This window comes from Sinorhizobium sp. 8-89 (assembly GCF_030124325.1).
Taxonomy (GTDB): Bacteria; Pseudomonadota; Alphaproteobacteria; order Rhizobiales; family Rhizobiaceae; genus Sinorhizobium.
Map to the genome: position 1 here is coordinate 58,533 of NZ_JASKLR010000010.1, position 26,969 is coordinate 85,501.

The window sequence follows — 26,969 nt, forward strand, 5'->3', positions numbered from 1 at the left end:
TTTTTCACTGCGGGGAGGTCGCGATGAGCTTGAATGGCGTCGGTATTCTTGCTGCAATCATCATAGGCGGATTGGCCGGTTGGCTTGCGGAGAGATTCATGAACAGCGAGATGGGGCTGTTCATGAATATCGTCCTCGGCATTCTGGGCGCCATCGTACTGAACTTCATTCTGGCCGCCTTCGGTATGGCCTACACCGGCTGGCTCTCCTATCTGGTCGTCGGCTTTATCGGCGCCTGCCTGCTGATTGCCGCGGGGCGCGCTGTGAGAAGGTAGCGCCGCGCAAGCCATGCGTCTGCTGTCGGGCCGCATTGCAACTGGCGGCCTGACTTTTCCTGTCGGGCCGTTTATATAGATCGAAAACGGGCAGGTCGGCGTCACGCCGCGCGCTCGACGCGACAAAGGAAGACACATGGTAACGGTTTTCGATGCTGTCTCGGACCGGGCGCAACGCGTCCGCCATCCGGAAAAGGCGCACAAGCCTGACACGGAAGTCCTGCGCAAGCCCGATTGGATTCGGGTAAAGGCGCCGACGTCGAAGGGATACATGGAAACCCGCTCGATCGTGAAGGGCAACAATCTGGTCACCGTCTGCGAGGAGGCCGGCTGCCCGAACATCGGCGAATGTTGGGACAAGAAGCACGCGACCTTCATGATCATGGGCGAGATCTGCACGCGCGCTTGCGCTTTCTGCAACGTCTCGACCGGCAAGCCGAATGCGCTCGACATGGAAGAGCCTGCCAATGTTGCCAAGGCGGTCAAGCAGATGGGGCTCAGCCACGTCGTCATCACCTCGGTCGACCGCGACGACCTGGACGATGGTGGTGCCGAGCATTTCGAGAAGGTCATCTTCGCGATCCGCGAGGCCTCTCCCGAAACGACCATCGAGATCCTGACACCCGACTTTCTACGCAAGCCCGGTGCGCTGGAGCGTGTGGTTGCCGCCAAGCCCGACGTCTTCAACCACAATCTCGAGACGGTGCCCTCGAACTACCTGACCGTCCGCCCTGGCGCCCGCTATTTCCATTCGATCCGACTCCTGCAGCGGGTGAAGGAACTCGATCCGTCGATGTTCACCAAATCCGGCATCATGGTCGGTCTTGGCGAAGAACGGAACGAGGTGCTGCAGTTGATGGACGATCTGCGCACCGCCGACGTCGATTTCCTGACGATCGGCCAGTATCTGCAGCCGACCCGCAAGCACCACAAGGTCGAGAAATTCGTGACCCCGGAGGAGTTCAAGTCCTATGAGACGGTCGCCTACACGAAGGGCTTCCTGATGGTCGCTTCGAGCCCGCTGACACGCTCGTCGCATCATGCCGGTGATGATTTCGCACGGCTGAGGGCAGCACGCGAGAAGAAGCTGTTGGCCGAAGCGGAATAGTTCATTCCACAGCCGGTGAAAAACAGCCGCGGCGTTGGATCGTCGCGGCTCTTTTTTGGGGGGTGAGAGTGGCAGATGATCTGACGGACACGAAGCGGGTTGCATCTATTCTCTCGGAGGCAAAACGTGTTTTGGTCATTGGCTGCTCGGGGGGAGGCAAGACGACACTCGCCCGACGCTTGTCGGAACACTACGAAATCCCATTTGTTTCGATGGACAGAGAGTTCTTCTGGCTGCCCGGATGGGTTTCCAGAGCGCGGGAGGAACAAAGAAATCTTATCGCCGCCAAGATCGCTGACGCGCGATGGGTGATGGATGGGACGAACCCGTCGACCTTCGATCTGCGACTGCCCCGGGCCGACGTCGTGCTCTGGGTGAGGCTGCCACGCTTGCTGTGCCTGATAGGCGTGACGCGGCGTTGGCTGAAATGGCGAGGGGCGGCACGGCCGGAAATGGCCGACGGATGTCCGGAACGGGTAAGTTGGGAGTTCGTCCGCTACATCTGGACGTTCGAGCGCAAGTTCGCGCCGCGGATCGAGGCCGGCCTGCGGAAGCACGGGCCGGACGTTCCGGTCCTGCAGATAAGAAGCCGGGCACAAATGCGCACCCTGCTTGAACTTCTCGCGGCACGAGCTTAACTGCGAGTCATGCCACACTTTGAAACCAACCATGTCGTCAAGCATTCGGCCGATCAGATGTTCGATCTCGTCGCCGACGTCGATCGCTATCCGGAGTTTCTGCCGCTCTGTGAGGCCTTGAGCGTGCGCTCACGCAAGGAGCGAGATGGCAAGGTGTTGCTGCTGGCCGACATGACCGTCGGTTACAAGGCGATCCGCGAGACCTTCACGACCCAGGTTCTACTCAACAAGGCCGAGCGCACGATCGACGTCAACTATATCGACGGGCCGTTCAAATATCTCGACAATGAGTGGCGCTTCGAGCCGACCGGCGAAAAGCTGTCGATCGTGCACTTCTATATCGACTACGAGTTCAAGAGCCGCATTCTGGGGGCCTTGATGGGCACCATGTTCGACCGGGCGTTCCGCATGTTTTCGGAAGCCTTCGAAAAGCGAGCCGATGAAGTCTACGCCTCCTGAGCGATCTCTTCGAGGAGATCGAGTGCGGTTCTGACGGCCGCCATTCGAACCGCGTCGCGGCCGATGTCGCCATAGCGCATCTCACGGTGAAGCACCCTGCCATTGCGCCCTGTCGCCGCCAGGTGGACGAGCCCCACCGGCTTTTCCACCGAACCTCCGCCCGGGCCAGCTATTCCTGTCACCGCGACCGCGACATCCGCCCCGGAATGGGAGACGGCGCCGCGTGCCATTTCGATGGCGGTTTCGCGCGAGACCGCGCCGTGGGCGGCGAGCGTCGCGAGTTCAACACCGAGCATCTGGATCTTGGCGTCGTTGGAGTAGGTGACGAAACCCCGGTCGACAACGAGCGACGAACCGGCAATCTCGGTTAGCGCGCCGGCAATTAAGCCGCCCGTACATGACTCCGCCGTAGCGAGCTTCAGTTTGCGTTGGGTGAAGTCCGCGACGATCGCGTGGGCCTTTCGCTCGATATCGGCCGGCCACATCATGCGCTGCTCCCCGGCGCGTAGACGACCGTCGCAGTTGCGATTGCCGCGATGCCTTCGTTTCGGCCAATGAAGCCGAGCTTTTCATTGGTGGTCGCCTTGATCGAGCAGCGGTCGATTGCGATGCAGAGCATTGCTGCCAGGTTCTCTCGCATCTGCTGCCGGTGCGGCCCGACCTTCGGTGCTTCAGCGATGATCGATACGTCCGCATTGGTGATGACGCCGCCGCGCTCGCGCACGATACGCGCCGCATGCTCCAGAAAGATACGGGAAGGCGCACCCTTCCATTGCGGATCCGATGGAGGGAAATGATCGCCGATATCACCTGCGCCGCAGGTTGCGAGAAGTGCGTCGGTCAGCGCATGCAGAGCGACATCGGCATCGGAATGGCCGGAGAGTTTGCGATCGTGCGGAATGAACACGCCGCAAAGCGTGACGCCGTCGCCTTCGATGAGTTGATGGACGTCGTAGCCATTGCCGGTGCGCACGTCCGGGATCGTGCTGCCCGTGAGCCTTTCATCAGCCATCGAAATATCCCTCTGCAACGTGAGCTTGACGTTGTCCACCATACCTTCGACCAGGACAACGGGGATGCCCGCCCATTCGGCAATGGACGCGTCATCGGTGAAATCCGCTTTTGCGTCGGCGTTGGCGGCACGGTGCGCGGAGAGGATCGCGTCCAACTTGAAACACTGCGGCGTCTGTGCCGCAAAGAGGTTGGTCCGTGGGACGGTCTCTCTTACGACGCCATTTGCGCCGGCCCGCTTCAGCGTATCGGCGACGGCGATCGCCGGCAGGACCGCCTCCGCACCGGCCAGCAGCGCTGCCCGGCAGCGATCGAGCAGGGCGTGGTCGACAAAGGGGCGCACTGCGTCGTGGATCATGACGTATTTGGCGCCAGCAGTTGCAATCGCCTCCAAGCCGGCGAGGACCGAAAGCTGCCGCGTCGCTCCTCCGTGCACGATGGTCAAATCGCTTGGCGTGAGCACGCGCTTCAAAGCGGAGGCAAGCAATTCCTCGTCGTCCGGGTGGATGACCACAACCACCGGTCCCGTTCCTGCCCATGTCGCGAAAATGTTAAGCGTGTGCGCGATAACGGGGCGGCCGCCGATCGTCCGGTACTGTTTCGGCCCCTCGGCCGATTGGCCGGCACGCTCGCCGCGGCCGGCCGCGACGATGACGACACCACAGGAGAACTGTTCTTCAGGCTGCATCTTATGTATGTGGTCCCGCATTTCGCCGATCTTTGCCGTGATCTACCGCGAAGGCCCCGCCATTGCCAGCCCCCGCCGTTGGAAGCCGTCATTGGAGCCATGTGAGGAATTTCGCCGGGCGCGTGGAAATCGCTTGGCAAGCCGAATAACAATGTCTAAAAATAGTGCAAGAAGAACATGTGCCTGAAAGATATGCATTTGCCACTACTGGCCCTGTCATCGTCGCTCCGGATCGGGAATGTTGAAATCCGCAACCGGGTGGCGCTCGCGCCGATGTCCGGGGTGACGGATCTGCCTTTCCGCACGCTCGCCTGGCGTTTCGGCGCGGGATTTGTGGTGACGGAAATGGTCGCCAGCCGTGAACTGGTCTGTAACGCCGCCGAATCCTGGGTGCGGCTGAAGAATTCGGGCATCGAGCCGCACATCGTCCAGCTCGCAGGTCGTGAGGCGCACTGGATGGCGGAGGCCGCAAGGATCGTCGAGGCGAACGGCGCCGACATCATCGACATCAACATGGGCTGCCCGGCGAAGAAAGTGACCGGCGGCTATTCCGGTTCCGCCCTGATGCGCGACCCCGATCACGCGCTGTCGCTTGTCGAAGCAATCGTCAGGGCCGTTTCCGTGCCTGTAACGCTGAAGATGCGGCTCGGTTGGGACGAGAACTCGATCAATGCTCCGTTGATTGCCCGCAGGGCCGAAGAGGCGGGTGTGCGGGCCATCACGATTCACGGCCGCACCCGGATGCAGTTCTATAGCGGAAAGGCGAACTGGGACGCGCTTCGTGCGGTTCGCGACGTCATCTCGGTCCCTCTCATCGCCAATGGCGACGTCGATACGGTGGCAGACACGACGGAAATCCTGCGCCGGTCGGGTGCCGACGCGGTCATGGTCGGTCGTTCGTCACAGGGGCGGCCTTGGCATGCGGGTGTTCTTGCCGGCGCTCGTCTTCATCCCGATGCATTGGAGATCGCGAAGATCTTCGCCGAGCACTACGCAACGATGCTCGAATTCTATGGGCCTCAGATCGGCCTTCGGCACGCTCGCAAGCATGTCGGCTGGTACATCGAGCGTTTCGCACCGGATCTCTCGTCCGCGGACAAGGCGGCGATCCTGACATCTACCGATCCGGATCTGGTCAGCGACCGGGTCGCTGCCGCGATCGCGAATTCCGGCGTCGCACCGATCAACGAGGAGATGGCGGCATGACGGACAAGGCAATGGCAATGGAGCCGGTGGGAGATGCGAACGATCTTTCCATGGCGGTTCTGAACGCGATCCAGAACCCTGTAATCCTTGTTGACGAAAATGGCCTGGTGGCCTTCGCCAACTGGGAAGCCGAGTCCTTTTTTGGCGCCAGCGCCAATCATCTCGCCCGCCATAACATCAGCGCGTTCATTCCATTCGGCAGCCCGCTGCTGACGTTGATCGATCAGGTTCGCGAACGACGGGCGCCTGTCAACGAATACAGGGTCGATCTGAGCTCGCCGCGTCTTGGCGCCGACAAGCTCGTCGATCTCTACGTTGCGCCGGTTCTCTCCGCACCGGGGTCCGTGGTTATCGTCTTCCAAGAGCGCTCGATGGCCGACAAAATCGATCGGCAGCTGACCCATCGAGGCGCCGCGCGATCGGTGACCGGTCTCGCCTCGATGCTGGCCCACGAGATCAAGAACCCGCTTTCCGGCATTCGCGGCGCTGCACAGCTTCTCGAAACATCGGTCAACGACGAGGACCGGGCCTTGACTCGGCTGATCTGTGACGAGACGGACCGTATCGTATCGCTCGTCGACCGCATGGAGGTCTTCTCCGACGAACGGCCGGTCGATCGCGTACCGCTCAATATCCATTCCGTGCTCGACCACGTGAAGGCGATTGCCAAGGCTGGCTTTGCCCGCAGAATCAAGATTTCCGAGAACTACGACCCGTCACTGCCCCCGGTTTATGCCAATCGAGACCAGCTCGTTCAGGTATTCCTCAACCTGATCAAGAATGCCGCCGAGGCGATCGGCGACCGGACGGACGGCGAGATCATGCTGACGACGGCCTATCGGCCCGGCATTCGGCTCTCGGTTGCCGGAACGCGCGAAAAGATCTCGCTGCCGCTTGAGTTCTGCGTGCACGACAACGGGCCCGGCGTTCCGTCGGATCTGCTGCCGCATCTTTTCGACCCGTTCATCACCACGAAGACGAACGGCTCGGGCCTGGGGCTGGCGCTGGTCGCCAAGATCATCGGCGGCCATGGGGGCATCGTTGAATGCGATAGCCAGCACAACCGCACCACCTTCCGTGTTCTGATGCCGGCGTCCAAGGGGCCCGCGGCGGATGACGACGAAATTCCGATGACAAAAGGAAACATTGCATGACGGGTGCTACGATCCTCGTCGCGGATGACGATGCCGCCATTCGCACCGTGCTCAACCAGGCTCTGAGCCGCGCCGGCTATGATGTGCGCATCACCTCCAATGCGGCGACGCTGTGGCGCTGGATCGCTGCTGGCGACGGTGATCTGGTCGTGACCGACGTCATAATGCCGGATGAGAACGCCTTCGACCTTCTGCCTCGGATCAAGAAGGCGCGTCCGGATCTGCCTGTTCTCGTGATGAGCGCGCAGAACACGTTCATGACAGCCATCAAGGCGTCCGAAAAGGGAGCCTATGACTACCTCCCGAAGCCTTTCGACCTGACGGAACTGATCGGGATCATCGGTCGGGCGCTCGCCGAACCGAAGCGTCGTCCCTCCAGGATCGACGACGATTCGCAGGACGGTATGCCGCTTGTCGGCCGCTCGGCCGCCATGCAGGAAATCTACCGGGTGCTCGCGCGCCTGATGCAGACCGATCTCACATTGATGATCACCGGGGAATCGGGGACCGGCAAGGAACTGGTCGCGCGCGCGCTGCACGACTACGGCAAGCGCCGGAATGGCCCCTTCGTTGCGATCAACATGGCGGCGATCCCGCGCGACCTTATCGAATCGGAGCTGTTCGGCCACGAGAAGGGCGCCTTTACCGGCGCACAGACGCGCTCGACCGGCCGTTTCGAGCAGGCGGAAGGCGGAACGCTCTTCCTCGACGAGATCGGCGACATGCCGATGGATGCCCAGACCAGGCTCCTGCGTGTGTTGCAGCAGGGCGAATACACGACCGTCGGCGGGCGCACGCCGATCCGCTCGGACGTACGGATCGTCGCCGCGACGAACAAGGACCTGAAACAGTCGATCAATCAAGGGCTTTTCCGCGAGGATCTCTACTATCGCTTGAACGTCGTGCCACTGCGCTTGCCGCCGCTCAGGGACCGGGCGGAGGATATTCCGGATCTCGTCCGCCATTTCGTCCAGCAGGCCGAAAAGGAAGGGCTCGACGTCAAGCGTTTCGACCAGGAAGCGCTGGAACTGATGAAGGCGCATCCGTGGCCCGGCAATGTGCGAGAACTCGAAAATCTGGTGAGGCGGCTGACGGCGCTTTATCCACAGGATGTGATCACCAGGGAGATCATCGAGAACGAGCTACGCTCGGAGATCCCCGACAGCCCGATCGAAAAGTCGGCGACCCGCTCCGGTTCGATGTCGATTTCCCAGGCAGTTGAAGAGAATATGCGGCAGTACTTCGCAAGTTTCGGCGATGCCTTGCCGCCCTCCGGCCTCTATGATCGGGTGCTCGCGGAGATGGAGTACCCACTGATCCTTGCAGCCCTGACGGCGACCAGGGGCAACCAGATCAAGGCTGCCGACCTCCTCGGCCTTAACCGAAACACGCTGCGCAAGAAGATCCGCGAACTCGGAGTCTCTGTTTACCGCAGTTCACGCAGTGCTTGACTGCGATGCAACACCGTTGCATTTTCGCCACAATGCGTTGCTTGAACGTCCATAGCGTCGATTCGCTGCGTCGTCGTTGAACGCGACTCATCCGATCGGCGCTCGCCGATACGTTTTGGGGCGGGGCGTTGCGGTCAGTTTCTTTGACCTGTTAAAGTTCGCGTTTGCCGGCGCCGTCGGGCGCCGGTTTGGGGGAAGCATTTTACATGGTGGACGGAATGGCCCTGCCATTGGGCACAGAGGACAGGGTCGCAACTGTCCAGGATCGGCGGGCATCCTTCGCCCTGCCCGGATTGATGCTCGCCACCGGCGCGCTGATCTGTGCCACCTTGTCGCTGCTCGTTCTCCTCGGCCTTACCCCCGTTCGGCCAGAGCGAAACATCGTCATCGCCTGTGCGGGTATCAACGGCGTCTTCGTCGTCGGTCTGATCTACCTGATCGCGCGCGAAATTCTTAGACTGCTGAGGGCGCGCAGCAAGGGAAGAGCGGCAGCGCGGCTGCATGTGCGCATCGTTGCGCTGTTTTCGATCGTCGCGATAACGCCTGCGATTCTGGTCGCGATTTTCGCTAGCATCACCCTCGACGTCGGGCTCGACCGCTGGTTCTCCCTGCGGACACAGGCGATCGTCCGCTCGTCGCTGAACGTCGCGCAAGCTTATGTGCTGGAGAATGCCAGCTACCTGCAAGGCCAGACTGTGTCGATGGCCAATGACCTCGAGCGCAACCGGCAGCTCTACAGCCTCGATCGCACCGGCTTCACCGAATTGATGACGCGGCAGGCGAGGGGGCGCGGCATGCTTGGCGCCTTCCTGGTCCGCGCCGACGGCAGCGCCATCCTTCAGGCGAATATCTCGACCGAGCGGCCGCTGCCGGCTATTCCGCAGGATGCGCTTAAAAGCACTATTTCCGGCCAGCCGACGCTTATTCCTCCGGGCGTCACCAACCTCGTCGGCGCCGTCATTCCACTCGACAATATACCCGGTACCTATCTCTACACGGTTCGCAACGTCGATCCCGAAGTGATGCGTTCGATGCGGCTGATGGAGGAGAACACTGCCGAATACAAGGCTCTGGAGGCCGGGCGCACGTCGCTGCAGATCGCCTTCGGCGTTCTCTATATCGGCTTTGCTCTCATCGTTCTGCTGGCGGCAATCTGGACGGCGATTGCCGTTGCCGATCGTATCGTTCGACCGATCCGGCAGTTGATCGGTGCTGCGGACAGCGTGGCCTCCGGCAATCTCGACGTCGTCGTTCCGGTGCGCGCCGTCGATGGCGACGTGGGCAATCTGTCGCGCACCTTCAACAAAATGGTCAGCGAGATCCGTACGCAGCAGGAGCAGATCCTGGTGGCGAAGGACGAAGTGGATCAGCGCCGCCGCTTTATCGAGGCCGTGCTTTCTGGCGTCACGACCGCGGTTATCGGTGTTGGCAAGGACCGTCGCATCACCATCGCCAATCCCTCATCGGAAGAGTTCCTGAGGACGGCCGCGCCGGGACTGCTGGGCGCAAGCCTCAGCGAGGTTGCGCCGGAGATCGATGCGGTGCTGATCGAGGCCGAAAGCCGCTATCGCAACGACTACCGCAAGCAGATCAACATCATGCGCGGCGGAACCGAGCGCACGCTCAACGTTCAGGTGACGCGGGAGGAAGGCGACGACTCGCACGGTTCCTACGTGATCACCATCGACGACATCACCGATCTGGTGATCGCGCAGCGGTCGACCGCATGGGCCGATGTGGCGCGCCGCATTGCCCACGAGATCAAGAACCCGCTGACACCGATCCAGCTTTCGGCCGAGCGCCTGAGGCGCCGGTACGGCAAGCAGATCGACCAGCAGGACCGGGCCGTCTTCGATCAATGCACCGATACCATCGTGCGGCAGGTGGAGGATATCGGCCGGATGGTCGACGAATTCTCCGCCTTTGCACGGATGCCGAAGCCGACGAAGGAAAAATCCGACCTGCGCTCGATCCTCAAGGATGCCGTTTTTCTTCGCGAGATGGGCAACACGCACATCACCTTCGTTCGTGATTTCGGTGACGAGCCGCTCGAGGGCCAGTTCGACGGCCGCATGCTCGGCCAGGCTTTCGGCAACATCGTCAAGAACGCGGTCGAGGCGATCGAGGCCGTTCCCGCTGGAACGTCGCGTGGTGCGCCGACCATCATCATTCGCTCCCGTCGCGAGGGTGCTTCCGGCCGCTTCGTCGTTGACGTCATCGACAACGGCAAGGGGCTGCCGACCGAAAACCGGCACAGAATTCTGGAGCCCTACATGACGATGCGCGAAAAGGGCACCGGTCTCGGCCTCGCAATCGTCAAGAAAATCATCGAGGACCATGGCGGACAACTGGAACTGCACGACGCACCGGTCGATTTCGACGGCGGCGTCGGGGCGATGATCCGGGTGATCCTGCCGCCTGCCGGGGAGACCGGGGGCGAAGATACTGTAAAGGATAAGGGTAATACCAATGGCGGCTGATATTCTGGTTGTGGACGATGAGGAGGACATCCGGGAGATCGTCTCGGGAATCCTGTCGGACGAGGGTCACGAGACCCGGACGGCTTTTGACAGCGACAGCGCGCTTGCGGCGATCAACGATCGTGTGCCGAGACTGGTTTTCCTGGACATCTGGATGCAGGGTAGTCGCCTCGACGGACTGGCGCTGCTTGACGAAATCAAGGGCCGCCATCCCGATCTGCCGGTGGTGATGATTTCCGGTCACGGCAACATCGAAACGGCTGTTTCCGCCATCAAGCGTGGCGCTTACGATTTCATCGAGAAACCGTTCAAGGCGGACCGGCTGATTCTCATCGCCGAGCGGGCGTTGGAGAATTCCAAGCTTAAGCGCGAGGTCTCGGAACTGAAAAGAAAGTCCGGCGATCCGGTGGAGCTTATCGGAACCTCCGTCGCCGTATCGCAGCTGCGGCAGACGATCGAAAAGGTGGCGCCGACCAACAGCCGGATCATGATCCAGGGGCCTTCAGGTTCGGGCAAGGAACTTGTCGCACGCATGATCCATCGGAAATCCACGCGTTCGTCCGGGCCGTTCGTCGCGCTGAACGCGGCGGCAATCACCCCGGATCGCATGGAAATCGCGCTTTTCGGCACGGAAGGCACGCCGGGCCAACCACGCCGAACGGGTGCCTTGGAAGAAGCCCATGGCGGCATTCTCTATCTCGACGAAATCGGCGAAATGCCGCGGGAAACGCAAAACAAGATCTTGCGCGTCCTTGTCGATCAGCAGTTCGAGCGTGTAGGCGGCTCGAAGCGCGTCAAGGTGGATGTCCGCATCATCTCTTCGACCGCCTACAACCTGGAAAACATGATCTCGGAAGGCCTTTTCCGCGAGGACCTGTTCCACCGGCTGGCGGTGATCCCGGTGCGCGTCCCGGCTCTTGCCGAAAGGCGTGAAGACATACCCTTCCTTGTGGACATGTTCATGCGTCAGGTGAGCGAACAGGCGGGCATACGCCCCCGCAAGATCGGCGAGGATGCGCTCGCAGTCCTGCAGGCGCATGACTGGCCGGGCAACATCCGCCAGTTGCGCAACAACATCGAACGCTTGATGATTCTCGCACGCAGCGACGGGCCCGATACGCCGATCACCGCCGACATGCTGCCGACAGAGGTCGGCGACACGCTGCCGAAGATTTCCGCACAAGGTGATCAGCACATCATGACCTTGCCGCTGCGCGAGGCTCGTGAAATGTTCGAGCGCGATTATCTGATCGCCCAGATCAACCGATTCGGCGGAAACATCTCGCGCACGGCGGAGTTCGTCGGCATGGAGCGTTCCGCGCTTCATCGCAAGCTGAAGTCGCTGGGCGTCTGATCCGGAGCGGATTGGCGGCGGTTTTTCGCCTCTCAGCGCTGCAGTTTGTGAGATGAAGGAACGGCGATGAAAGTTGTCATTTGCGGCGCCGGACAGGTCGGATACGGGATCGCCGAGCGCCTGTCACAGGAAAACAACGACGTTTCGGTGATCGATACGTCCGCCGCGCTCATCGCGCACATCACCGAGACGCTGGATGTGCGCGGCTATGTCGGCCACGGCGCCCATCCGGATGTGCTGGCGAGAGCCGGTGCCGATCAGGCTGACATGATCATCGCGGTGACCCTTTTCGACGAGGTCAACATCGTCGCCTGCGAAGTGGCGCATGCGATCTTCAACGTGCCGACCAAGGTCGCCCGGATTCGCGCTCAGAATTATCTCGTACCGGAATATTCGGACCTCTTTTCACGGGAGAACGTCCCGATCGACGTGACGATTTCGCCGGAAATCGAAGTCGGGCGGCTCGTTCTTCGGCGCATTTCCTTTCCGGGCGCGACCGACGTGGTTCGCTTCGCCGAGGATCGCATCGCCATGGTCGCGATCGAGTGCATGGAAGATTGTCCCGTGGTGGACACGCCGCTGCAGCAACTGAGCGAGCTCTTCCCGGATCTTCTGGCGACCGTCACCGGGATTTTCCGGGACGGAAAGCTGATCGTGCCGCATTCCGCCGATCAATTGCAGACGGGGGATCTCGCTTATGTCGTCTGCGATCGAGATCATACGCGCCGCACGCTGGGGCTCTTCGGACATGAGGAGCAGGAGGCGCGGCGGATCATCATCATGGGCGGCGGCAACATTGGCTATTTCGTCGCGCGCACGATCGAGGAGCAGCAGCCCCGCATGCGCGTCAAGCTCATCGAGAGCGACCGGGACCGCGCGGTGCTCATGGCCGACAAGCTGAGCAACACGGTCGTCTTGAACGGCTCGGCCATGGATCAGCGGATCCTGATGCAGGCGGATGTTCAGGAGGCCGATCTCGTGGTCGCCCTTACGAACAACGATCAGATCAATATTCTCGGCAGCATGATGGCCAAGCGCCTGGGCGCAAAGTCGACCCTGGTCCTGATCAATGAGCCGGCCTACCAGGATTTTGCCGGTACTGCCGGAGTCGACGCGCATATCAACCCGAGAGCCGTGACGATCTCGCGCGTCCTGCAGCATGTCAGGAAAGGCCGCATTCGGTCGGTCTATGCGGTGCAGAACGGGGCGGCGGAAGTCATTGAGGCCGAGGCACTCGAAACGTCGCCGCTGGTCGGCAAGGCGCTCCGCGAGCTTGAACTGCCGGAGGGGATCCGCATCGGCGCGCTCTATCGCGACAAGACTTTCATTCGTCCTGACGGCAACACGAGGATAAAGGCGAAGGATCGCGTCGTTCTCTTCGCATCCGCCGACGCCGTGCGCCATGTCGAACAGCTTTTCCGAGTCAGCATCCAATATTTCTGAGGTCGCGATCCCGATGCCGAGAATTGCCTATGTCAACGGCGCTTACGTGCCGCATTCCGAAGCTGCAGTTCATATAGAAGACCGCGGCTACCAGTTCGCGGACGGCGTCTATGAGGTCTGCGAGGTTCGGCACGGCTTCATCGTGGACCTCAGCCGGCATCTGGATCGCCTCGACCGATCCTTGACGGAACTGCGGATCGGCTGGCCGATGAGCAGGGCGGCGCTGGTTCACGTCATTCGCGAGGTGTTGCGCAGGAACCTGGTGCGCCACGGGCTCTTTTACCTGCAGGTAACCCGTGGCGTCGCGCGGCGCGACCACGTCTTCCCGACAAAGGATACGCCGGCTTCGCTCGTCGTCACGGCGAGGCGCACGGATGCCGCGGCAATCGCAAAAAAGAATGCCGAGGGAATTGCTGCGATCACGGTGCCGGAGAACCGATGGGATCGGGTAGATATCAAAACGGTCGGCCTCCTGCCGAATGTTCTCGCGCGCCAGAAGGCAAAGGAACTCGGAGCGCAGGAGGCGATTTTCGTCGACGTAGACGGCACCGTCAAAGAGGGGGCGGCGACGAACGTCTGGATCGTCGATGGTAACGGCACGTTGCGCACACGTCCGGCAGAGCACGGCATTCTGCGGGGCATAACCCGGACGACACTGATGGACGTGGCGAAGCCCCTTGGTCTGAAGGTCGAGGAAAAGGCGTTTTCGGTAGAGGAAATGTTTGCCGCGCGCGAAGTGTTCATCACCGCCGCGACGAGCATCTGCTTTCCCGTCGTCTCGGTCGACGGAAAGCCGATCGGCAATGGCTATCCCGGAAGCATAGCACAGAATATTCGCGAAGCCTTTTTCGACATTGCGGAAAAGACATTGATTTGATACCAAACTTGGAGAGGTGTCGGGGAAGGATACTGTGACGCCTCGAAACGCAGAATTAGACAAAATGCACCGGCGCCCAAAGGCCGGCAAATAAGAAAGAAGCGGCGCGATGGCGGAACGTTCTCAAAACTTGCAGGATCTCTTTCTCAATACCGTCCGCAAGCAAAAGATTTCATTGACCATTTTCCTCATCAACGGCGTCAAATTGACGGGTGTGGTCACATCTTTTGACAATTTCTGTGTATTGTTGCGCCGCGACGGCCATTCTCAGCTCGTCTACAAGCACGCCATCTCGACGATCATGCCGGGTCAGCCGCTGCAAATGTTCGAGAATGAGGAAGCCGCATCCTGACGGGACGTGAGGAACATTACCAAGCGTGATTCAAAATCGTCGTCAGTCATTCCGGAGCTGGAAAAGCTCCGCGATGACATGCGCGCGGTTGTCGTCGTTCCTGTTCTGAAGAAGACAGGAAAGGCATCAGCCGAGATCCTGTCTGCACCGGTGACGCGCTCCGACGAAAGCCGTCTGGAAGAGGCAACCGGTCTCGCGCTTGCGATAGATCTCGACGTCGTGCACGGCATGATCGTTCCCGTGGCCCAGCCGAAGCCGGGAACTTTGCTCGGCAGCGGCAAGATCGAGGAGATCGGCCACATCCTGAACGAAAAGGATGCCGGGCTGGTGATCGTCGATCACCCGCTGACGCCGGTGCAGCAGCGCAATCTCGAGAAGGAATGGAACGCCAAGGTCATCGACCGCACGGGCCTCATTCTGGAAATCTTCGGGCGTCGTGCTTCCACCAAGGAAGGCACGCTTCAGGTCGATCTCGCGCACCTCAACTATCAGAAGGGCCGCCTGGTCAGAAGCTGGACCCACCTTGAACGCCAGCGCGGCGGCGCGGGCTTCATGGGCGGTCCCGGTGAAACCCAGATCGAGGCCGACCGCAGGCTGCTCCAGGAAAGGATCGTCCGCCTGGAGCGTGAGCTCGAACAGGTGCGGCGCACTCGGCAGCTTCACCGTTCGAAGCGAAAGAAGGTGCCGCACCCGATCGTGGCGCTGGTCGGCTATACGAACGCGGGCAAATCGACGCTCTTCAATCGGATGACCGGCGCGGGCGTGCTGGCCGAGGACATGCTTTTCGCGACGCTCGATCCGACGCTTCGACGTCTGAAGCTTCCGCATGGGCGCATGGTCATTCTGTCCGATACGGTCGGCTTCATCTCCGATCTGCCAACACACCTTGTTGCAGCCTTCCGGGCGACGCTCGAGGAAGTCCTCGAAGCGGACCTGATCCTGCATGTGCGCGACCTCTCCGATCCGGACAACCAGGCGCAGGCAAGCGATGTGTTGCGCATCCTTGCCGATCTCGGCATCGACGAGAAGAAAGGCGCCGAGCGTATCATCGAGGTCTGGAACAAGATCGACAGGCTCGAACCGGAAATGCACGAGGCGCTGGTGAACAAGGCGGCAGCTACGGCCAATACGGTCGCCGTTTCCGCGATTACCGGCGAGGGTGTCGATCAACTGCTTGCTGAGATTGGAGGTCGTCTTTCGGGTGTGCTGACTGAGTGCACGGTCGTGCTCGGTCTCGATCAGCTGCAGCTCTTGCCTTGGGTGTACGAGCACTCGATCGTTGATGGACGCGACGATCTGGAAGACGGAAGGGTCAGCCTTGATCTGCGCCTGACCGAAGGCGAGGCTGCCGAGCTTGAACGGCGGCTCGGTAACGGACCGAAACCGGTCGAAGAGGACTGGTGACGAGCTGACGCAACGGCATCCCGTTACGTCAGCTGGCGCTCGATCGCCTTGGCGGCCTGCCAGAGCTCTTCCATGCGCTCCAGCGAGGCGGCGTCGAGGCTCTCTCCGCCTGCTTCCAGCTCCTGCTCTATGTGACCGAAGCGTCGGCGGAACTTGGTATTGGTGCCGCGGAGCGCCATTTCCGGATCGGTGCCGACATGGCGCCCGATATTGACGACAGCGAAAATCAGGTCGCCGAGTTCGTCGGCCACCTTTCGCTGGTCTCCATTCTTGAGGGCCTGCCGCAGTTCGGTGATCTCCTCCTCGATCTTGTCGAGGATCGGTTCGGGCTTCGACCAGTCGAAGCCGACTTTTGCCGCGCGTTCCTGAAGCTTAAGCGCTTCGACCAGGGCAGGGAAGCTGCGCTGCACGGAACCGAGATGGCTGGCGTCCGCGTCCTGCGGCAGGCCACGCCGTATGCGCCGCTGCCGCCGGTCGGCCTTCTCGGCTCGCTTGATCTCGTCCCATTGCAGCTTGACCGCCTCGGGCGTATCGGCGTCGGAGCGGGCGAAGACGTGCGGATGGCGACGGATCATCTTGCGGGTCACGGCTTCGACGACATCGCCGAAGGAGAACTCGCCGGCTTCTTCCGCCATTCGGGCGTGAAAGACCACCTGCAGCAGAAGGTCACCGAGCTCGTCGCAGAGATCGTCCATGTCGTGGCGCTCGATTGCGTCGGCGACCTCATAGGCTTCTTCGATCGTGTAGGGCTTTATCGTCTCGAAGGTCTGGACGATATCCCAGGGGCAGCCGGTGTCCGGCTGGCGGAGCGCCGCCATGATGTCGAGCAGGCGTTGAATGTCGCGAGAAGGTTCCATGGTTCAGTTCAGCGGTATGGCGTTCTGGTCCTTGCCGGCCTGATAGTCTTCAGACAGGCGGTGATAGCGCTCGCGGATACGCGCGTCCTGCGCGGCGAGCCTTTCCTTTGTCTGTAGGTCGGCGTCGCGCGTCAGTGCCGCTATCGAGGCCGATTTCCAAAAGGCGTTTTCCTGTGCATAGCCGCCCGGCTCCAGCCGGAAGACTTCCTTCAGGATCTTCAGGTCGTGAGGGATCGAGAAGCTATCGCGCGAATCCTCGTGGCTGAAGAAGTAGTAGAAATTGTCAAATCCCGCCCAGGTGATGGCAGAAAGGCACATCGAGCAGGGCTCATGGGTCGAGAGGAAGATCAGCTCTCGCGTATCGGGCTTGTCGGCTATCTCGTAAAAGCGCTTGAGCGTATGGACTTCGCCGTGCCATAGCGGATTTTCCGTCTCGTTGTTGGTCTCCGCAAGCACGAGCGAAAGATCGGACTTGCGCAGGATCGCCGCGCCGAAGACCTTGTTGCCGGCTGCCACGCCTTTTTCCGTCAGCGGAAGGATGTCTTTTTCGATCACCGTCAACAGGCGTTCGGCCAGTTCCGATTGTTTCATTTCTGTACCCTCCGCAAATATCAAGGCGGCATTTAACGGAGGTCGGCTCGCCGGCGCAATGGCCGAGCCAGGCTCGCGGAGCTGTCTGCCCGGAGATATTTACTCAAAATGGCTGACTGTCGAGCAAAACAATACGTGGCCGGAAAAGCATTGAAATTTCTGTTTCTTCAATTGTTGCCGGCTATGGAGGATATTCGCCGCAGCCTGTAGAAGGAGCCGCTCTTTCAGTGATGTCGCAGCAACTGTCCTTTTTCCCGACATTCTTTAGCGTCGCGCAGAAGCGCGTGGCGGTGTTCGGTAATGGGGACGAGGCTTTTGCCAAGGTGCGGCTGCTTTTGAATACCCAGGCGCGTATCGTCGTTTATGCGGATGCGCCCGAGGCCTCTTTCGAGACATTCCTTCAGACCAACGGCCTTGAGACCGTTCGGGAAGCCTTTGACGCGCATCAGGTCGAGAGCGCCGTCCTCGTGTTCGCTGCGACCGGTGATGCCGCGGCGGACAGGGCGATCGTTGCCGCCGCGCGGGAGAGAAAAATCCCTGCAAATGCCGTCGATCAGCCGGATTATTGCGATTTCCTGACGCCCGCACTTGTCAATCGGGCACCGGTCGCCGTCGCGATCGGTACGGAAGGGGCGGGACCCGTTCTGGCGCAGATGATCCGCGCCCAGATCGATCAATTGCTTTCTCCGTCGCTCAGCGTCGTCGCATCTTTGGCTGCAAGCTATCGCGATGCGGTTGAGCGGCACGTGCCGCGCGGTGTCGCGCGCCGCGTTTTCTGGCGGCGGTTCTTCTCCGGTCCGGTGGCAGATCATGTTGCGCTTGGCGATGTCGTCTCGGCTCGCCGCGAGGCGTCGCGGCTGCTGGATGGCGCAGATCGCGTTTCTGGTCATGTCTGGCTCGTGGGTGCCGGCCCGGGAGCGGAAGACTTGCTGACGCTCCGCGCGCAGCGCGTGATGATGGAGGCCGATGCGATCGTCTATGACGCGCTCGTGCCGCAGGCGATCGTCGACATGGGGCGTCGCGATGCCGAGCGCCTTTCGGTCGGCAAACGTAAAGGCTGCCACACCAAATCGCAGGACGAAATCAATCAGTTGCTGGTGAAACTCGCAGGCGAGGGCAAGCGTGTCGTTCGGCTGAAGTCCGGCGATCCTCTGATCTTCGGTCGAGCCGGCGAGGAGATGGCTGCATTGCGAGAAGCCGGCATGAGCTACGAGATTGTTCCCGGCATCACGTCCGCTTTTGCTGCAGCGGCAGACTTCGAGTTGCCGTTGACCCTTCGCGGTGTCGCGTCGTCGCTGGTCTTCACGACCGGCCATGACCTTGCCGGTGACGTGCTGCCCGACTGGGCGCGGCTTGCTGTTACCGGCGCGACGATTGCGGTCTATATGGGGCGCACTGTAGCGGCTTCGGTTGCCACACGGCTCATGCAGGCGGGCCTTCCGCAGGAGACGACGGTCGCCGTGGTCGAGAACGCCAGCCGCGCCGATCGGCGCCTGCTGCACGGGATTCTTCGCGATCTGCCGGATCTTGAGGCCCGCACGGAGCTCGACGGCCCGGTCATGGTGATCATTGGTGATGCTGTTGCGGGTGCGAATTTCGACCGGTCAGAGCCGCTTGCTGCCGGGCGGCGGCAGGGCGCCGAGGCCAGGGACGCTTCTAGCGCGGAACGCGCTGAACAGATTTTGAATTGAGGGCGACGCGAATGGTGGACAAGGTCTTGACGGCAAACCGACTGGCGGATGGCATATCCGTCTGGCTCGACGCCTCCGGCAATTGGGTGGAGTCGCTGCAGGACGCCTTCGTCGCCCGCCACGCCGAGGCCATCGCGGCGCTTGAAGCGACCGGAAAGCGCTCGTTCGACGAGAATAAAGTCGTGGACGTCAACGTTATCGACGTCGAGGAAGTCGACGGCACGCTTCGCCCGCTGCGCATGCGCGAACGGATTCGGGCCGAGGGCCCGTCAATAGCCTACGCTCCTGGATATCATGGGCTTTCCGGCCCGAAATTTGCTGCCTAAGGACCTGAGACCCTATGTACCGTTACGACGAATTCGATCACGCCTTCGTTTCTGCACGTGTCGAGCAGTTCCGCGATCAGGTCCAGCGGCGGCTGTCCGGTGAACTGGCTGAAGATGCCTTCAAACCGCTGCGGTTGATGAACGGCGTCTATCTGCAACTGCATGCCTATATGCTCCGCGTTGCTATCCCCTATGGCACGCTGTCGAGCCGGCAGATGCGGATGCTCGCTCACATCGCCCGCCAATACGACCGCGGCTATGGTCATTTCACGACGCGCCAGAACATCCAGTACAACTGGCCGCGTCTTTCCGAGACGCCGGACATCCTGCAGGAACTGGCAAGCGTCGAAATGCATGCGCTGCAGACCTCGGGCAACTGCATTCGCAACGTCACGGCGGATCACTTCTCCGGCGCGGCTGCCGACGAAGTTGCCGACCCGCGCCCCTATGCCGAGATTCTCCGCCAATGGTCGAGCGTCCATCCGGAATTCTCGTTCCTGCCGCGCAAGTTCAAGATCGCGGTGACCGGTGCCGAGCGTGACCGCGCCGCCATCCAGGTGCACGACATCGGCTTGCACCTGAAGAAGGACGAGAATGGCAGGCTCGGCTTTGCCGTCTATGTCGGCGGCGGGCAGGGCCGGACCCCGATGATCGCCAAGAAAATCCGTGACTTCCTGCCGGAAGAGGACCTGCTGTCCTACACCACGGCGATCATGCGCGTTTACAATCTCTATGGCCGCCGCGACAACAAGTACAAGGCGCGTATCAAGATCCTCGTGCATGAAACCGGTGCCGAGGAGCTGGCGCGCCAGGTCGAAGTCGAGTTCGCCAAGCTCAAGGACACCGAGTTGAAGCTGCCGAATGCCGACATCCAGGCAATTTCGGCTTATTTTGCGCCGGCAGCCCTGCCGAACCGACCGGAAGGCTGGGGTAACCTCGCGCGCTGGAAGAAGGCCGACCCGGAATTCGCGCGCTGGGTTCACCAGAACGTCGAGCCGCACAAGCATCCCGACTACGGCATGGTGACCATTTCGCTGAAGCCAATCGGTGGCATCCCGGGCGACGCCAGTGACGCACAGATGGATGCAGTTGCGGATATCGCCGAGGAATACGCCTTCGATGAAATCCGCGTCAGCCACGAGCAGAACCTGATTCTGCCGCATGTGGCGCTCGCTGATCTGGAGCCGGTCTACCGCGCTCTGGTCGCCGCCGGTCTCGCGACGGCCAATGCGGGCTTGATCACCGATATCATCGCCTGTCCCGGCCTTGATTATTGCGCGCTTGCCAATGCGCGTTCGATCCCGGTCGCCCAGGAAATTTCGAACCGCTTCGGCTCCCCCGAAAGGCAAGCGGAAATCGGCGAGCTCAAGATCAAAGTCTCCGGCTGCATCAATGCCTGCGGCCATCATCACGTCGGCCATATCGGCCTGTTGGGCGTCGAGAAGAAGGGTGCCGAACTTTATCAGATCACGCTCGGCGGGTCTGGCGACGAGAACACGTCGATCGGCGAAATCATCGGCCGCGGCTTCGAGCCGGAAAAGGTGACCGATGCTGTCGAGACGATCGTCGACACTTATCTCGGCCTGCGCCGGGACAGGTCGGAGACCTTCCTCGAGGCTTATCGCCGGGTCGGGCCGCAGCCGTTCAAGGATGCGCTCTACGGCGGCAATGCTCAGGAAGCCGCTTGAGGCAGGGACGAGAACATGACGAAAATCTGGAGAGAAACCGGCTTTGTGAGCGATGATCCCTGGATCATCGAGACGGAAGAAGCCAAGGCCGGCTCGAACGAAAAGGCGATACACGGCCTCGATGCGTTCCTCGACGCGGTCTCCACTGGGGACGGGCGCGAATTTGGTGTCCTGATCGCGCCCGCCGACGACGTGGCGCGGTTGGCCCCTTACCTGGATCGGGTCGCTCTGGTCGCAGTCGCATTTCCGGCCTTCAATGACGGACGTGCGTTCAGCCACGCATCGCTGCTTCGCGCGCGGCTCGGCTTCGAAGGTGAAGTCCGCGCTGTCGGAGACGTGCTGATCGACCAGATCCCGTTGATGTTGCGTTGTGGCATTGACAGTTTCGCGGTGACGAATGCGACGGCGATCAAGCGTCTTTCGGAGGGGCGCCTGCCCGGCATCGCCAATCACTATCAGCCGACTGCCAGGCCCTCATCGGACGTGAAATCTTACAGTTGGCGCCGCGTTTCTTAAAAAAAAGCGCAGTTGCGACAGTGTGAAGCAAGCCGAAATCCTCGAAAGCGCCTATATTTGGAAGGGATTTCCTTTCAATCGAGTGCGAGTTGGAATATCCGCTCATACTTGATAGACAGGGTCACCATTACAGGACTGTAGCCACGATGAATGCTCCGGCAAAAACGGAAGATTTCGCGATCCAGGCACCGGCAGGTGTTCTTGTCGAGACGGTCACGAGTGTCACGCACTATACGGACCGCCTCTTCCGTTTCCGTATGACCCGTCCCCAGGAGTTCCGTTTCCGCTCCGGCGAATTCGCCATGATCGGTCTCATGGTCGGCGACAAGCCCATCTATCGCGCCTATTCGGTCGCGAGCCCGGCATGGGACGAGGAACTCGAGTTCTTCTCGATCAAGGTTCCGGACGGCCCGCTGACGTCGCATCTGCAGAAGATCAAGCCGGGCGACCAGGTTCTTATGCGCAAGAAGCCGACGGGCACGCTGGTGCTCGACGCGCTTGTGCCCGGCCGCAGGCTTTACATGTTCTCGACCGGCACCGGCATTGCTCCCTTCGCGAGCCTCATTCGCGATCCGGAAACCTATGAAAAGTTCGAGGAAGTCATCCTTACGCACACCTGCCGCGACGTGGCGGAACTGAAATACGGTTTCGATCTCGTAGACGAAATCCGCAATCACGAGTTCCTGAACGAGATTGTAGGCGGCAAGCTTCGCCACTATGCGACGGTGACGCGCGAAGACTATCCGTTCAAGGGCCGGATCACCGACCTGATGACCAACGGCAAGTTCTTCGCGGATCTCGGCCTTCCGCCGCTCGATCCGGCGATCGATCGCGGCATGATCTGCGGATCTACGGCGATGCTCAAGGACACAAAGGAAATTCTGGAGGCCGCCGGGCTGACGGAAGGCGCCAACAACAAACCGGCGGAATTCGTTATCGAGCGTGCATTCGTCGGCTGACATCGCAGGCGAGATATCAATGATTACGAAGAGGCGCGTCCCGAATGCGCCTCTTTTCGTTTGTGAGCATTTGCCTCCAGGCAAACATCAACCCTGCGCGCCGCGCAGACGCCGCATATTCTTGAAGAAGCCTTTCACCGGAATGGGCGGCGGTTGAAGACCGGAAGCATGTCGCCGGAGGCTCGACATCAAGCTTCCACAAGGTAATCCATTAGCTGCGACATGGCCGCGGCGGCTTTCTCGGCATCCGCTGCCTCGATCGCGCGCATCACCTTGATGTGACGTTGCACTGACGTCTTCATCTTTTCCGGCGCCGCGGACGCAAACCATATGCGGCGCGCATGGGTCTGCAAGGGCGCAAGTGCTGCCGTCAGAAACCTGTTCGGGCAGGCGTCTTCCATGATTTCGTCGAACATCTTGTCGGCGACGAGGAAGCCCTCCATGTCGGCTCGATCCGAACATGCCGCCATCTCATGCTCGCAGCCGCTTATCGCCAGCCGAGCCTCGGGGCTCGCATGTTGCGCGACGAGGGCTGCCGCCAATGGTTCCAACCGTTGGCGCGTCTGCATCACATGGGCGCGATCCTCCGGTTGGATCATGGTGATCTGTAATCCCACGCGTGCGCGAACCTCGATGAGCCCCTGCCAGGCAAGTTTCTGGATCGCTTCCCGAACAGGGGTACGGCCATGCTCGGCGAGTTCGATGAGCTGACGCTCGGTTACGAGCGATCCGGGCTTGAGCTTTAACGTGACGATGAGGCGTTCGAGCGCCAGATAGGCGAGGTGGGCCTGGGAATGGGGTGGCATGGGCATCCCGTTGTTCTGATATATCAGAAAATGCCACATATTCGAAATGGCGGCAAGTAAGCTGATATATCAGACAGGGCCTATCATGCGGCGCGGCGTATTTCCGGTAGTAACCACAAAATCACGACTGAGGGTGAGCTCGACAAGGCGGAGATGGAACGCTGCTTTGCGTTGGAGTTCGAGGCCGGCGCGGACGGCATGATCGTTTGCGGCTCGCTTGGCGAGAACATGACGCTCGACGCGAAGGTGAAGATCGAAGTCCCCAACGTTGGCAAGGCGCTTGCCGGCGGCAGGCGGCCGACACTGTCCGAATTTTGACAGTTCCGGCTGGCCGGTTGCCGGTCCGGTGCGTCTTTGCGCCTCGTTCTTGGCGGTTCCCGCGAGGGCGGTGGAAAAACTGACGATTGAACGAGAACGGCCCGCCAGTTGCTGGCGGGCCGTTCTCGTTCGAGTTTATGCTCTCGATGTCAGTGCAGGATCTGGCTGAGGAACAATTTGGTACGCTCGTGCTGCGGATTGTCGAAGAACTCGGCAGGCGAATTCTGTTCGACGATCTGGCCCTGATCCATGAAGATCACTCGATTGGCGACCTGACGCGCGAAACCCATTTCGTGGGTCACGCACAGCATGGTCATTCCCTCTTCGGCGAGGCTGACCATCGTGTCCAGCACTTCCTTGACCATTTCCGGATCAAGCGCCGAAGTCGGCTCATCGAACAGCAGGATCTTCGGCTTCATGCACAGCGAACGCGCGATCGCCACACGCTGTTGCTGCCCGCCAGAGAGCTGGCCTGGATATTTGTGCGCCTGCTCCGGAATCTTGACGCGCCTCAGGAAGTGCATCGCCACTTCCTCGGCCTGCTTTTTCGGCATCTTGCGAACCCAGATGGGCGCCAGCGTGCAGTTTTCAAGAATAGTCAGATGCGGAAACAGGTTGAAGTGCTGGAAAACCATTCCGACTTCGCGGCGCACCTCATCGATCTTTTTCAGATCGTTGGTAAGCTCGATGCCATCGACAACGATCTTGCCCTTCTGATGTTCCTCGAGCCGGTTGATGCAGCGGATCATCGTCGATTTGCCGGAACCGGAAGGGCCGGCGATGACGATGCGCTCGCCTCCCATAACCTTGAGATTGATGTCGCGCAGAACGTGGAAGTCTCCGTACCACTTGTTCATGCCCGTGATTTCGATCGCAACATCGGTCCCGGTCATTTTGGAAGTTGTGGCTAGATTGGCCATGTTATTCCCCTTTTTATCGTTGTTGGCTCGTGTCGAGCACTCGCTCCATGAAGCCTGAATAGCGCGACATGCCGAAGCAGAAAAGCCAGAATATGAAGCCTGCAAAAATCAGACCCGAGACCGGCGTAACCGCAGAAGCCCAATTCGTATCCGAGAAATTCAGCCGGACGATGCCAAGAAGGTCGAACATGCCGATGATCGAGACCAGCGATGTATCCTTGAACAGGCCGATGAAGGTGTTCACGATGCCGGGGATCACCAGCTTCAGCGCCTGCGGCAGGATGATCAGATTCATTTTCTGCCAGTAACCCAGGCCGAGCGAATCGGCGCCTTCGTACTGGCCCTTCGGGATCGCCTGCAGGCCACCGCGCACGACCTCCGCCATATAGGCCGACGCGAAGAGCGATACGCCGATCAGGGCGCGCAGGAATTTGTCGAAAGTGACGCCCTGCGGCAGGAACAGCGGCAGCATCACGCTCGCCATGAAAAGCACTGTAATCAGCGGAATGCCGCGAACGATCTCGATGAAGATCGTGCAGAGCATCTTGATCACGGGCATCGTCGAACGCCTGCCGAGCGCCAGCAGCACGCCCAGAGGAAGCGAGACTGCAATGCCGACGAACGAAAGGACGAGCGTGACCATGAGGCCGCCCCAGAGCGGCGTCTCCACATAGGTCAGGCCAAGCCAGCCGCCCGGCAGCAGAATGATGGCGAGGATCGGCAGCACGACGAGGAGGAGAAAGGCGTTCAGTCCCTTGTATGGAACCTTCGGGATCAGCATCGGCACGAGAATGAGCACGAAGATGACACCGACGAGAGCGGGCCGCCAACGTTCATCAGGCGGATAGCGCCCGAAGATGAACTGGCTGAACTTCGCGTTGACGAAAGCCCAGCAGGCACCACTCCAGCCATCCGGTTGCGAGCCACCCTGGGCCACCGTGGCGCAAACGCCACGACCGCCGCCACTCCAGGCCGCGTCGATGAAGAGCCACTGGATTGCTGGCGGAATCAGCCATGCCAAAACAAGCAGGCTGATGATCGTCAGGGCCGTGTCCTTCGGCGTGGCGAAGAGGTTCTTTCTCAGCCAGTAAGCAACGCCGCTTTCCAGCAACGGTGCCGGTGAGGCCTCGATCATCGAGGCACGAACAAAACTTGCCTGGTGCGTGTTCATGATCTCACCTCTCCACCAGAGCCATGCGGGCGTTGTACCAGTTCATGAACAGCGACGTCGCGAGACTGAGGCTCAGATAGACGATGAGCCATATGCTGACCACTTCGATCGCTTGCCCGGTCTGGTTCAGGATCGTACCGCCGACGGCGACGAGGTCGGCATAGCCGATAGCGATCGCGAGCGACGAGTTCTTGGTGAGATTGAGATACTGGCTCGTCAGCGGCGGGATGATGATCCTCATCGCCTGCGGCACGACCACCAGGCGCGTCGTCAACCTGGGGCGGATGCCGAGCGCGTGCGCCGCCTCCGACTGCCCTTTGGACACGCCGCGAATGCCCGCGCGGACGATCTCCGCGATGAACGCTGCGGTGTAGAAGGAAAGCGCAAGGAACAGCGACAGGAATTCCGGTCCGACGACCGAACCGCCGGTGAGGTTGAACTTGCCTGCAACAGGCACATCGAAGGCAAGTGGTGCTCCGGTCGCAAGGAACGTCACCAGCGGCAAGCCGATGACGAGCCCGAGCACGGTCCAAAGCACCGGCATGCGCTGCCCGGTCTCGGCCTGCTTCCGGCGCGCATAGCGGCTGACCAAGAAGCTGGCGAGCGCGGCAAGGATGAAGGCGTAGAACGTGTACTGAAAACCATCTCCGAAGACAGGTTTCGGAAAGGCGACACCGCGGTTGCTCACGAAGATATTCAAGGGGAGGGCGAGCGCTTCACGCGCCTGCGGCAGCACCGCAAGAACGCCGCTGTACCAGAAGAAGATGACGAGCAACGGAGGAATGTTGCGGAAAACCTCGACGTATGCGAGCGACAGTTTCGCAATGATCCAGTTGTGCGTAAGGCGGCCGATGCCGACGATAAAGCCGATGATCGTTGCCGTGATGATCCCCGCAATCGCCACAAGCAGGGTGTTCAAGAAGCCGACCACCAGCGCGCGGCCATAGGTGGAATCACTCGTAAAGGCGATCAGGGATTGCCCGACGTCAAAGCCTGCGCGGCCCCTGACGAAGCCGTATCCGGAAGCGATGTTCGCGCGCCTCAGGTTCTCGATCGTATTGTCGGCGATCCAGTAAATCAGTAGTGCGAGGATAATGACCGTGATTGCCTGGTAGAATATCCCGCGCACCTGCGGATCGTTGATGAATGAACCGGCAGGTTTCTCTTTTTCAGGCGTGGTTGTTGCGCCAATGGCCATGCAATGCCTCTTTCCCCTATCCACTCTT

The 26,969-nt window shown here is 60.7% G+C and carries 27 protein-coding genes; 19 read left to right on the forward strand and 8 right to left on the reverse strand.

Annotated features, from left to right (window positions below; translation table 11 throughout):
* Positions 1-23 precede the first annotated feature (23 nt).
* From QN219_RS19280 to QN219_RS19295, 4 genes are all read left to right on the forward strand, one after another.
* Positions 24-275: a GlsB/YeaQ/YmgE family stress response membrane protein gene (locus QN219_RS19280; protein WP_284001448.1), complete on the forward strand. Its 252-nt coding sequence runs from the start codon at positions 24-26 to the stop codon at positions 273-275.
* 136 nt (positions 276-411) lie between these two features.
* Positions 412-1,383, forward strand: coding sequence for a lipoyl synthase (lipA, locus tag QN219_RS19285; RefSeq protein WP_284001449.1), 972 nt, complete (start codon positions 412-414; stop codon positions 1,381-1,383).
* 68 nt (positions 1,384-1,451) lie between these two features.
* Positions 1,452-2,021, forward strand: coding sequence for an AAA family ATPase (locus QN219_RS19290; protein WP_284001450.1), 570 nt, complete (start codon positions 1,452-1,454; stop codon positions 2,019-2,021).
* 9 nt (positions 2,022-2,030) lie between these two features.
* On the forward strand, positions 2,031-2,480 hold the full coding sequence (locus tag QN219_RS19295; protein ID WP_284001451.1) for a type II toxin-antitoxin system RatA family toxin: 450 nt from the start codon (positions 2,031-2,033) through the stop codon (positions 2,478-2,480).
* On the opposite strand, the gene QN219_RS19300 is transcribed toward QN219_RS19295, so the two are convergent.
* Together QN219_RS19300 and QN219_RS19305 are read right to left on the reverse strand one after the other, a co-directional pair.
* On the reverse strand, positions 2,468-2,965 hold the full coding sequence (locus tag QN219_RS19300) for a CinA family protein (protein WP_284001597.1): 498 nt from the start codon (positions 2,963-2,965) through the stop codon (positions 2,468-2,470). The genes QN219_RS19295 and QN219_RS19300 overlap by 13 nt on opposite strands.
* Complete coding sequence (locus QN219_RS19305; RefSeq protein WP_284001452.1) at positions 2,965-4,179, reverse strand: bifunctional 2-C-methyl-D-erythritol 4-phosphate cytidylyltransferase/2-C-methyl-D-erythritol 2,4-cyclodiphosphate synthase; 1,215 nt, start codon at positions 4,177-4,179, stop codon at positions 2,965-2,967. Before QN219_RS19305 ends, QN219_RS19300 begins: the two co-directional genes overlap by 1 nt.
* 177 nt (positions 4,180-4,356) lie before the next feature.
* On the opposite strand from QN219_RS19305, the gene dusB reads away from it, so the two are divergent.
* From dusB to hflX, 9 genes are all read left to right on the forward strand, one after another.
* Entirely contained in the window at positions 4,357-5,385 is a 1,029-nt protein-coding gene (dusB, locus tag QN219_RS19310) for a tRNA dihydrouridine synthase DusB (RefSeq protein ID WP_284001453.1), read from the forward strand.
* On the forward strand, positions 5,382-6,539 hold the full coding sequence (locus QN219_RS19315; RefSeq protein ID WP_284001454.1) for a nitrogen regulation protein NR(II): 1,158 nt from the start codon (positions 5,382-5,384) through the stop codon (positions 6,537-6,539). Before dusB ends, QN219_RS19315 begins: the two co-directional genes overlap by 4 nt.
* The gene (gene ntrC / locus QN219_RS19320) at positions 6,536-7,990 is read left to right on the forward strand and encodes a nitrogen regulation protein NR(I) (RefSeq protein WP_284001455.1); all 1,455 of its coding nucleotides are present in this window, start codon (positions 6,536-6,538) and stop codon (positions 7,988-7,990) included. The genes QN219_RS19315 and ntrC overlap by 4 nt, the downstream gene beginning before the upstream one ends.
* A gap of 206 nt (positions 7,991-8,196) precedes the next feature.
* Positions 8,197-10,470, forward strand: a complete 2,274-nt coding sequence (locus tag QN219_RS19325; protein WP_173512695.1) for a PAS domain-containing sensor histidine kinase — start codon at positions 8,197-8,199, stop codon at positions 10,468-10,470.
* The gene (gene ntrX, locus QN219_RS19330) at positions 10,460-11,824 is read left to right on the forward strand and encodes a two-component system response regulator NtrX (protein WP_173512696.1); all 1,365 of its coding nucleotides are present in this window, start codon (positions 10,460-10,462) and stop codon (positions 11,822-11,824) included. Before QN219_RS19325 ends, ntrX begins: the two co-directional genes overlap by 11 nt.
* A 66-nt stretch (positions 11,825-11,890) precedes the next feature.
* Positions 11,891-13,267: a Trk system potassium transporter TrkA gene (trkA, locus tag QN219_RS19335; RefSeq protein ID WP_284001456.1), complete on the forward strand. Its 1,377-nt coding sequence runs from the start codon at positions 11,891-11,893 to the stop codon at positions 13,265-13,267.
* Between the two features lie 13 nt (positions 13,268-13,280).
* Positions 13,281-14,144, forward strand: coding sequence for a D-amino-acid transaminase (locus tag QN219_RS19340; protein WP_284001457.1), 864 nt, complete (start codon positions 13,281-13,283; stop codon positions 14,142-14,144).
* 109 nt (positions 14,145-14,253) lie between these two features.
* Positions 14,254-14,496, forward strand: a complete 243-nt coding sequence (gene hfq, locus QN219_RS19345; protein WP_003535434.1) for an RNA chaperone Hfq — start codon at positions 14,254-14,256, stop codon at positions 14,494-14,496.
* A 6-nt stretch (positions 14,497-14,502) separates the two neighbouring features.
* A complete protein-coding gene (gene hflX / locus QN219_RS19350) occupies positions 14,503-15,900 on the forward strand; it encodes a GTPase HflX (protein WP_284001458.1) in 1,398 nt (465 codons plus the stop codon).
* Between the two features lie 23 nt (positions 15,901-15,923).
* Here hflX and mazG read toward each other — a convergent pair whose 3' ends face one another.
* Positions 15,924-16,757, reverse strand: a complete 834-nt coding sequence (gene mazG, locus QN219_RS19355; protein WP_284001459.1) for a nucleoside triphosphate pyrophosphohydrolase — start codon at positions 16,755-16,757, stop codon at positions 15,924-15,926.
* A gap of 3 nt (positions 16,758-16,760) precedes the next feature.
* Complete coding sequence (locus QN219_RS19360; protein WP_284001460.1) at positions 16,761-17,348, reverse strand: nucleoside deaminase; 588 nt, start codon at positions 17,346-17,348, stop codon at positions 16,761-16,763.
* Between the two features lie 230 nt (positions 17,349-17,578).
* Here QN219_RS19360 and cysG point away from each other — a divergent pair, with 230 nt between their 5' ends.
* From cysG to QN219_RS19385, 5 genes are all read left to right on the forward strand, one after another.
* The gene (gene cysG, locus QN219_RS19365; protein WP_284001461.1) at positions 17,579-19,039 is read left to right on the forward strand and encodes a siroheme synthase CysG; all 1,461 of its coding nucleotides are present in this window, start codon (positions 17,579-17,581) and stop codon (positions 19,037-19,039) included.
* An 11-nt stretch (positions 19,040-19,050) separates the two neighbouring features.
* On the forward strand, positions 19,051-19,365 hold the full coding sequence (locus QN219_RS19370; protein WP_173512703.1) for a DUF2849 domain-containing protein: 315 nt from the start codon (positions 19,051-19,053) through the stop codon (positions 19,363-19,365).
* A gap of 14 nt (positions 19,366-19,379) precedes the next feature.
* Positions 19,380-21,053: a nitrite/sulfite reductase gene (locus QN219_RS19375; RefSeq protein WP_284001462.1), complete on the forward strand. Its 1,674-nt coding sequence runs from the start codon at positions 19,380-19,382 to the stop codon at positions 21,051-21,053.
* 15 nt (positions 21,054-21,068) lie between these two features.
* Positions 21,069-21,569: a DUF934 domain-containing protein gene (locus QN219_RS19380; protein ID WP_284001463.1), complete on the forward strand. Its 501-nt coding sequence runs from the start codon at positions 21,069-21,071 to the stop codon at positions 21,567-21,569.
* A gap of 146 nt (positions 21,570-21,715) precedes the next feature.
* The gene (locus tag QN219_RS19385; RefSeq protein WP_284001464.1) at positions 21,716-22,528 is read left to right on the forward strand and encodes a ferredoxin--NADP reductase; all 813 of its coding nucleotides are present in this window, start codon (positions 21,716-21,718) and stop codon (positions 22,526-22,528) included.
* A 188-nt stretch (positions 22,529-22,716) separates the two neighbouring features.
* Here QN219_RS19385 and QN219_RS19390 read toward each other — a convergent pair whose 3' ends face one another.
* Positions 22,717-23,334, reverse strand: coding sequence for a GntR family transcriptional regulator (locus QN219_RS19390; protein ID WP_284001465.1), 618 nt, complete (start codon positions 23,332-23,334; stop codon positions 22,717-22,719).
* A 153-nt stretch (positions 23,335-23,487) separates the two neighbouring features.
* Between QN219_RS19390 and QN219_RS19395 the strand changes: the two genes are divergently transcribed.
* On the forward strand, positions 23,488-23,652 hold the full coding sequence (locus tag QN219_RS19395; protein ID WP_309486602.1) for a hypothetical protein: 165 nt from the start codon (positions 23,488-23,490) through the stop codon (positions 23,650-23,652).
* A 149-nt stretch (positions 23,653-23,801) separates the two neighbouring features.
* On the opposite strand, the gene QN219_RS19400 is transcribed toward QN219_RS19395, so the two are convergent.
* The 3 genes from QN219_RS19400 to QN219_RS19410 are packed head-to-tail and all read right to left on the reverse strand — an operon-like array spanning position 23,802 to position 26,941.
* Positions 23,802-24,572 (reverse strand): amino acid ABC transporter ATP-binding protein, encoded by a 771-nt coding sequence (locus tag QN219_RS19400; RefSeq protein WP_173512708.1) that lies wholly within the window; start codon positions 24,570-24,572, stop codon positions 23,802-23,804.
* 13 nt (positions 24,573-24,585) lie between these two features.
* On the reverse strand, positions 24,586-25,743 hold the full coding sequence (locus tag QN219_RS19405) for an amino acid ABC transporter permease (protein ID WP_284001466.1): 1,158 nt from the start codon (positions 25,741-25,743) through the stop codon (positions 24,586-24,588).
* Between the two features lie 4 nt (positions 25,744-25,747).
* Complete coding sequence (locus QN219_RS19410) at positions 25,748-26,941, reverse strand: amino acid ABC transporter permease (protein WP_284001467.1); 1,194 nt, start codon at positions 26,939-26,941, stop codon at positions 25,748-25,750.
* Between the last annotated feature and the right edge of the window lie 28 nt (positions 26,942-26,969).

Coding starts and splice junctions, on each gene's coding strand:
- QN219_RS19280 (WP_284001448.1), top strand. CDS start 24: ATGAGCTTGAATGGCGTCGGTATTCTTGCTGCAATCATCATAGGCGGA.
- lipA (WP_284001449.1), top strand. CDS start 412: ATGGTAACGGTTTTCGATGCTGTCTCGGACCGGGCGCAACGCGTCCGC.
- QN219_RS19295 (WP_284001451.1), top strand. CDS start 2,031: ATGCCACACTTTGAAACCAACCATGTCGTCAAGCATTCGGCCGATCAG.
- QN219_RS19300 (WP_284001597.1), bottom strand. CDS start 2,965: ATGTGGCCGGCCGATATCGAGCGAAAGGCCCACGCGATCGTCGCGGAC.
- QN219_RS19305 (WP_284001452.1), bottom strand. CDS start 4,179: ATGCAGCCTGAAGAACAGTTCTCCTGTGGTGTCGTCATCGTCGCGGCC.
- dusB (WP_284001453.1), top strand. CDS start 4,357: ATGTGCCTGAAAGATATGCATTTGCCACTACTGGCCCTGTCATCGTCG.
- QN219_RS19315 (WP_284001454.1), top strand. CDS start 5,382: ATGACGGACAAGGCAATGGCAATGGAGCCGGTGGGAGATGCGAACGAT.
- ntrC (WP_284001455.1), top strand. CDS start 6,536: ATGACGGGTGCTACGATCCTCGTCGCGGATGACGATGCCGCCATTCGC.
- QN219_RS19325 (WP_173512695.1), top strand. CDS start 8,197: ATGGTGGACGGAATGGCCCTGCCATTGGGCACAGAGGACAGGGTCGCA.
- ntrX (WP_173512696.1), top strand. CDS start 10,460: ATGGCGGCTGATATTCTGGTTGTGGACGATGAGGAGGACATCCGGGAG.
- trkA (WP_284001456.1), top strand. CDS start 11,891: ATGAAAGTTGTCATTTGCGGCGCCGGACAGGTCGGATACGGGATCGCC.
- QN219_RS19340 (WP_284001457.1), top strand. CDS start 13,281: ATGCCGAGAATTGCCTATGTCAACGGCGCTTACGTGCCGCATTCCGAA.
- hfq (WP_003535434.1), top strand. CDS start 14,254: ATGGCGGAACGTTCTCAAAACTTGCAGGATCTCTTTCTCAATACCGTC.
- mazG (WP_284001459.1), bottom strand. CDS start 16,757: ATGGAACCTTCTCGCGACATTCAACGCCTGCTCGACATCATGGCGGCG.
- QN219_RS19360 (WP_284001460.1), bottom strand. CDS start 17,348: ATGAAACAATCGGAACTGGCCGAACGCCTGTTGACGGTGATCGAAAAA.
- cysG (WP_284001461.1), top strand. CDS start 17,579: ATGTCGCAGCAACTGTCCTTTTTCCCGACATTCTTTAGCGTCGCGCAG.
- QN219_RS19370 (WP_173512703.1), top strand. CDS start 19,051: ATGGTGGACAAGGTCTTGACGGCAAACCGACTGGCGGATGGCATATCC.
- QN219_RS19375 (WP_284001462.1), top strand. CDS start 19,380: ATGTACCGTTACGACGAATTCGATCACGCCTTCGTTTCTGCACGTGTC.
- QN219_RS19380 (WP_284001463.1), top strand. CDS start 21,069: ATGACGAAAATCTGGAGAGAAACCGGCTTTGTGAGCGATGATCCCTGG.
- QN219_RS19385 (WP_284001464.1), top strand. CDS start 21,716: ATGAATGCTCCGGCAAAAACGGAAGATTTCGCGATCCAGGCACCGGCA.
- QN219_RS19390 (WP_284001465.1), bottom strand. CDS start 23,334: ATGCCACCCCATTCCCAGGCCCACCTCGCCTATCTGGCGCTCGAACGC.
- QN219_RS19395 (WP_309486602.1), top strand. CDS start 23,488: ATGGAACGCTGCTTTGCGTTGGAGTTCGAGGCCGGCGCGGACGGCATG.
- QN219_RS19400 (WP_173512708.1), bottom strand. CDS start 24,572: ATGGCCAATCTAGCCACAACTTCCAAAATGACCGGGACCGATGTTGCG.
- QN219_RS19405 (WP_284001466.1), bottom strand. CDS start 25,743: ATGAACACGCACCAGGCAAGTTTTGTTCGTGCCTCGATGATCGAGGCC.
- QN219_RS19410 (WP_284001467.1), bottom strand. CDS start 26,941: ATGGCCATTGGCGCAACAACCACGCCTGAAAAAGAGAAACCTGCCGGT.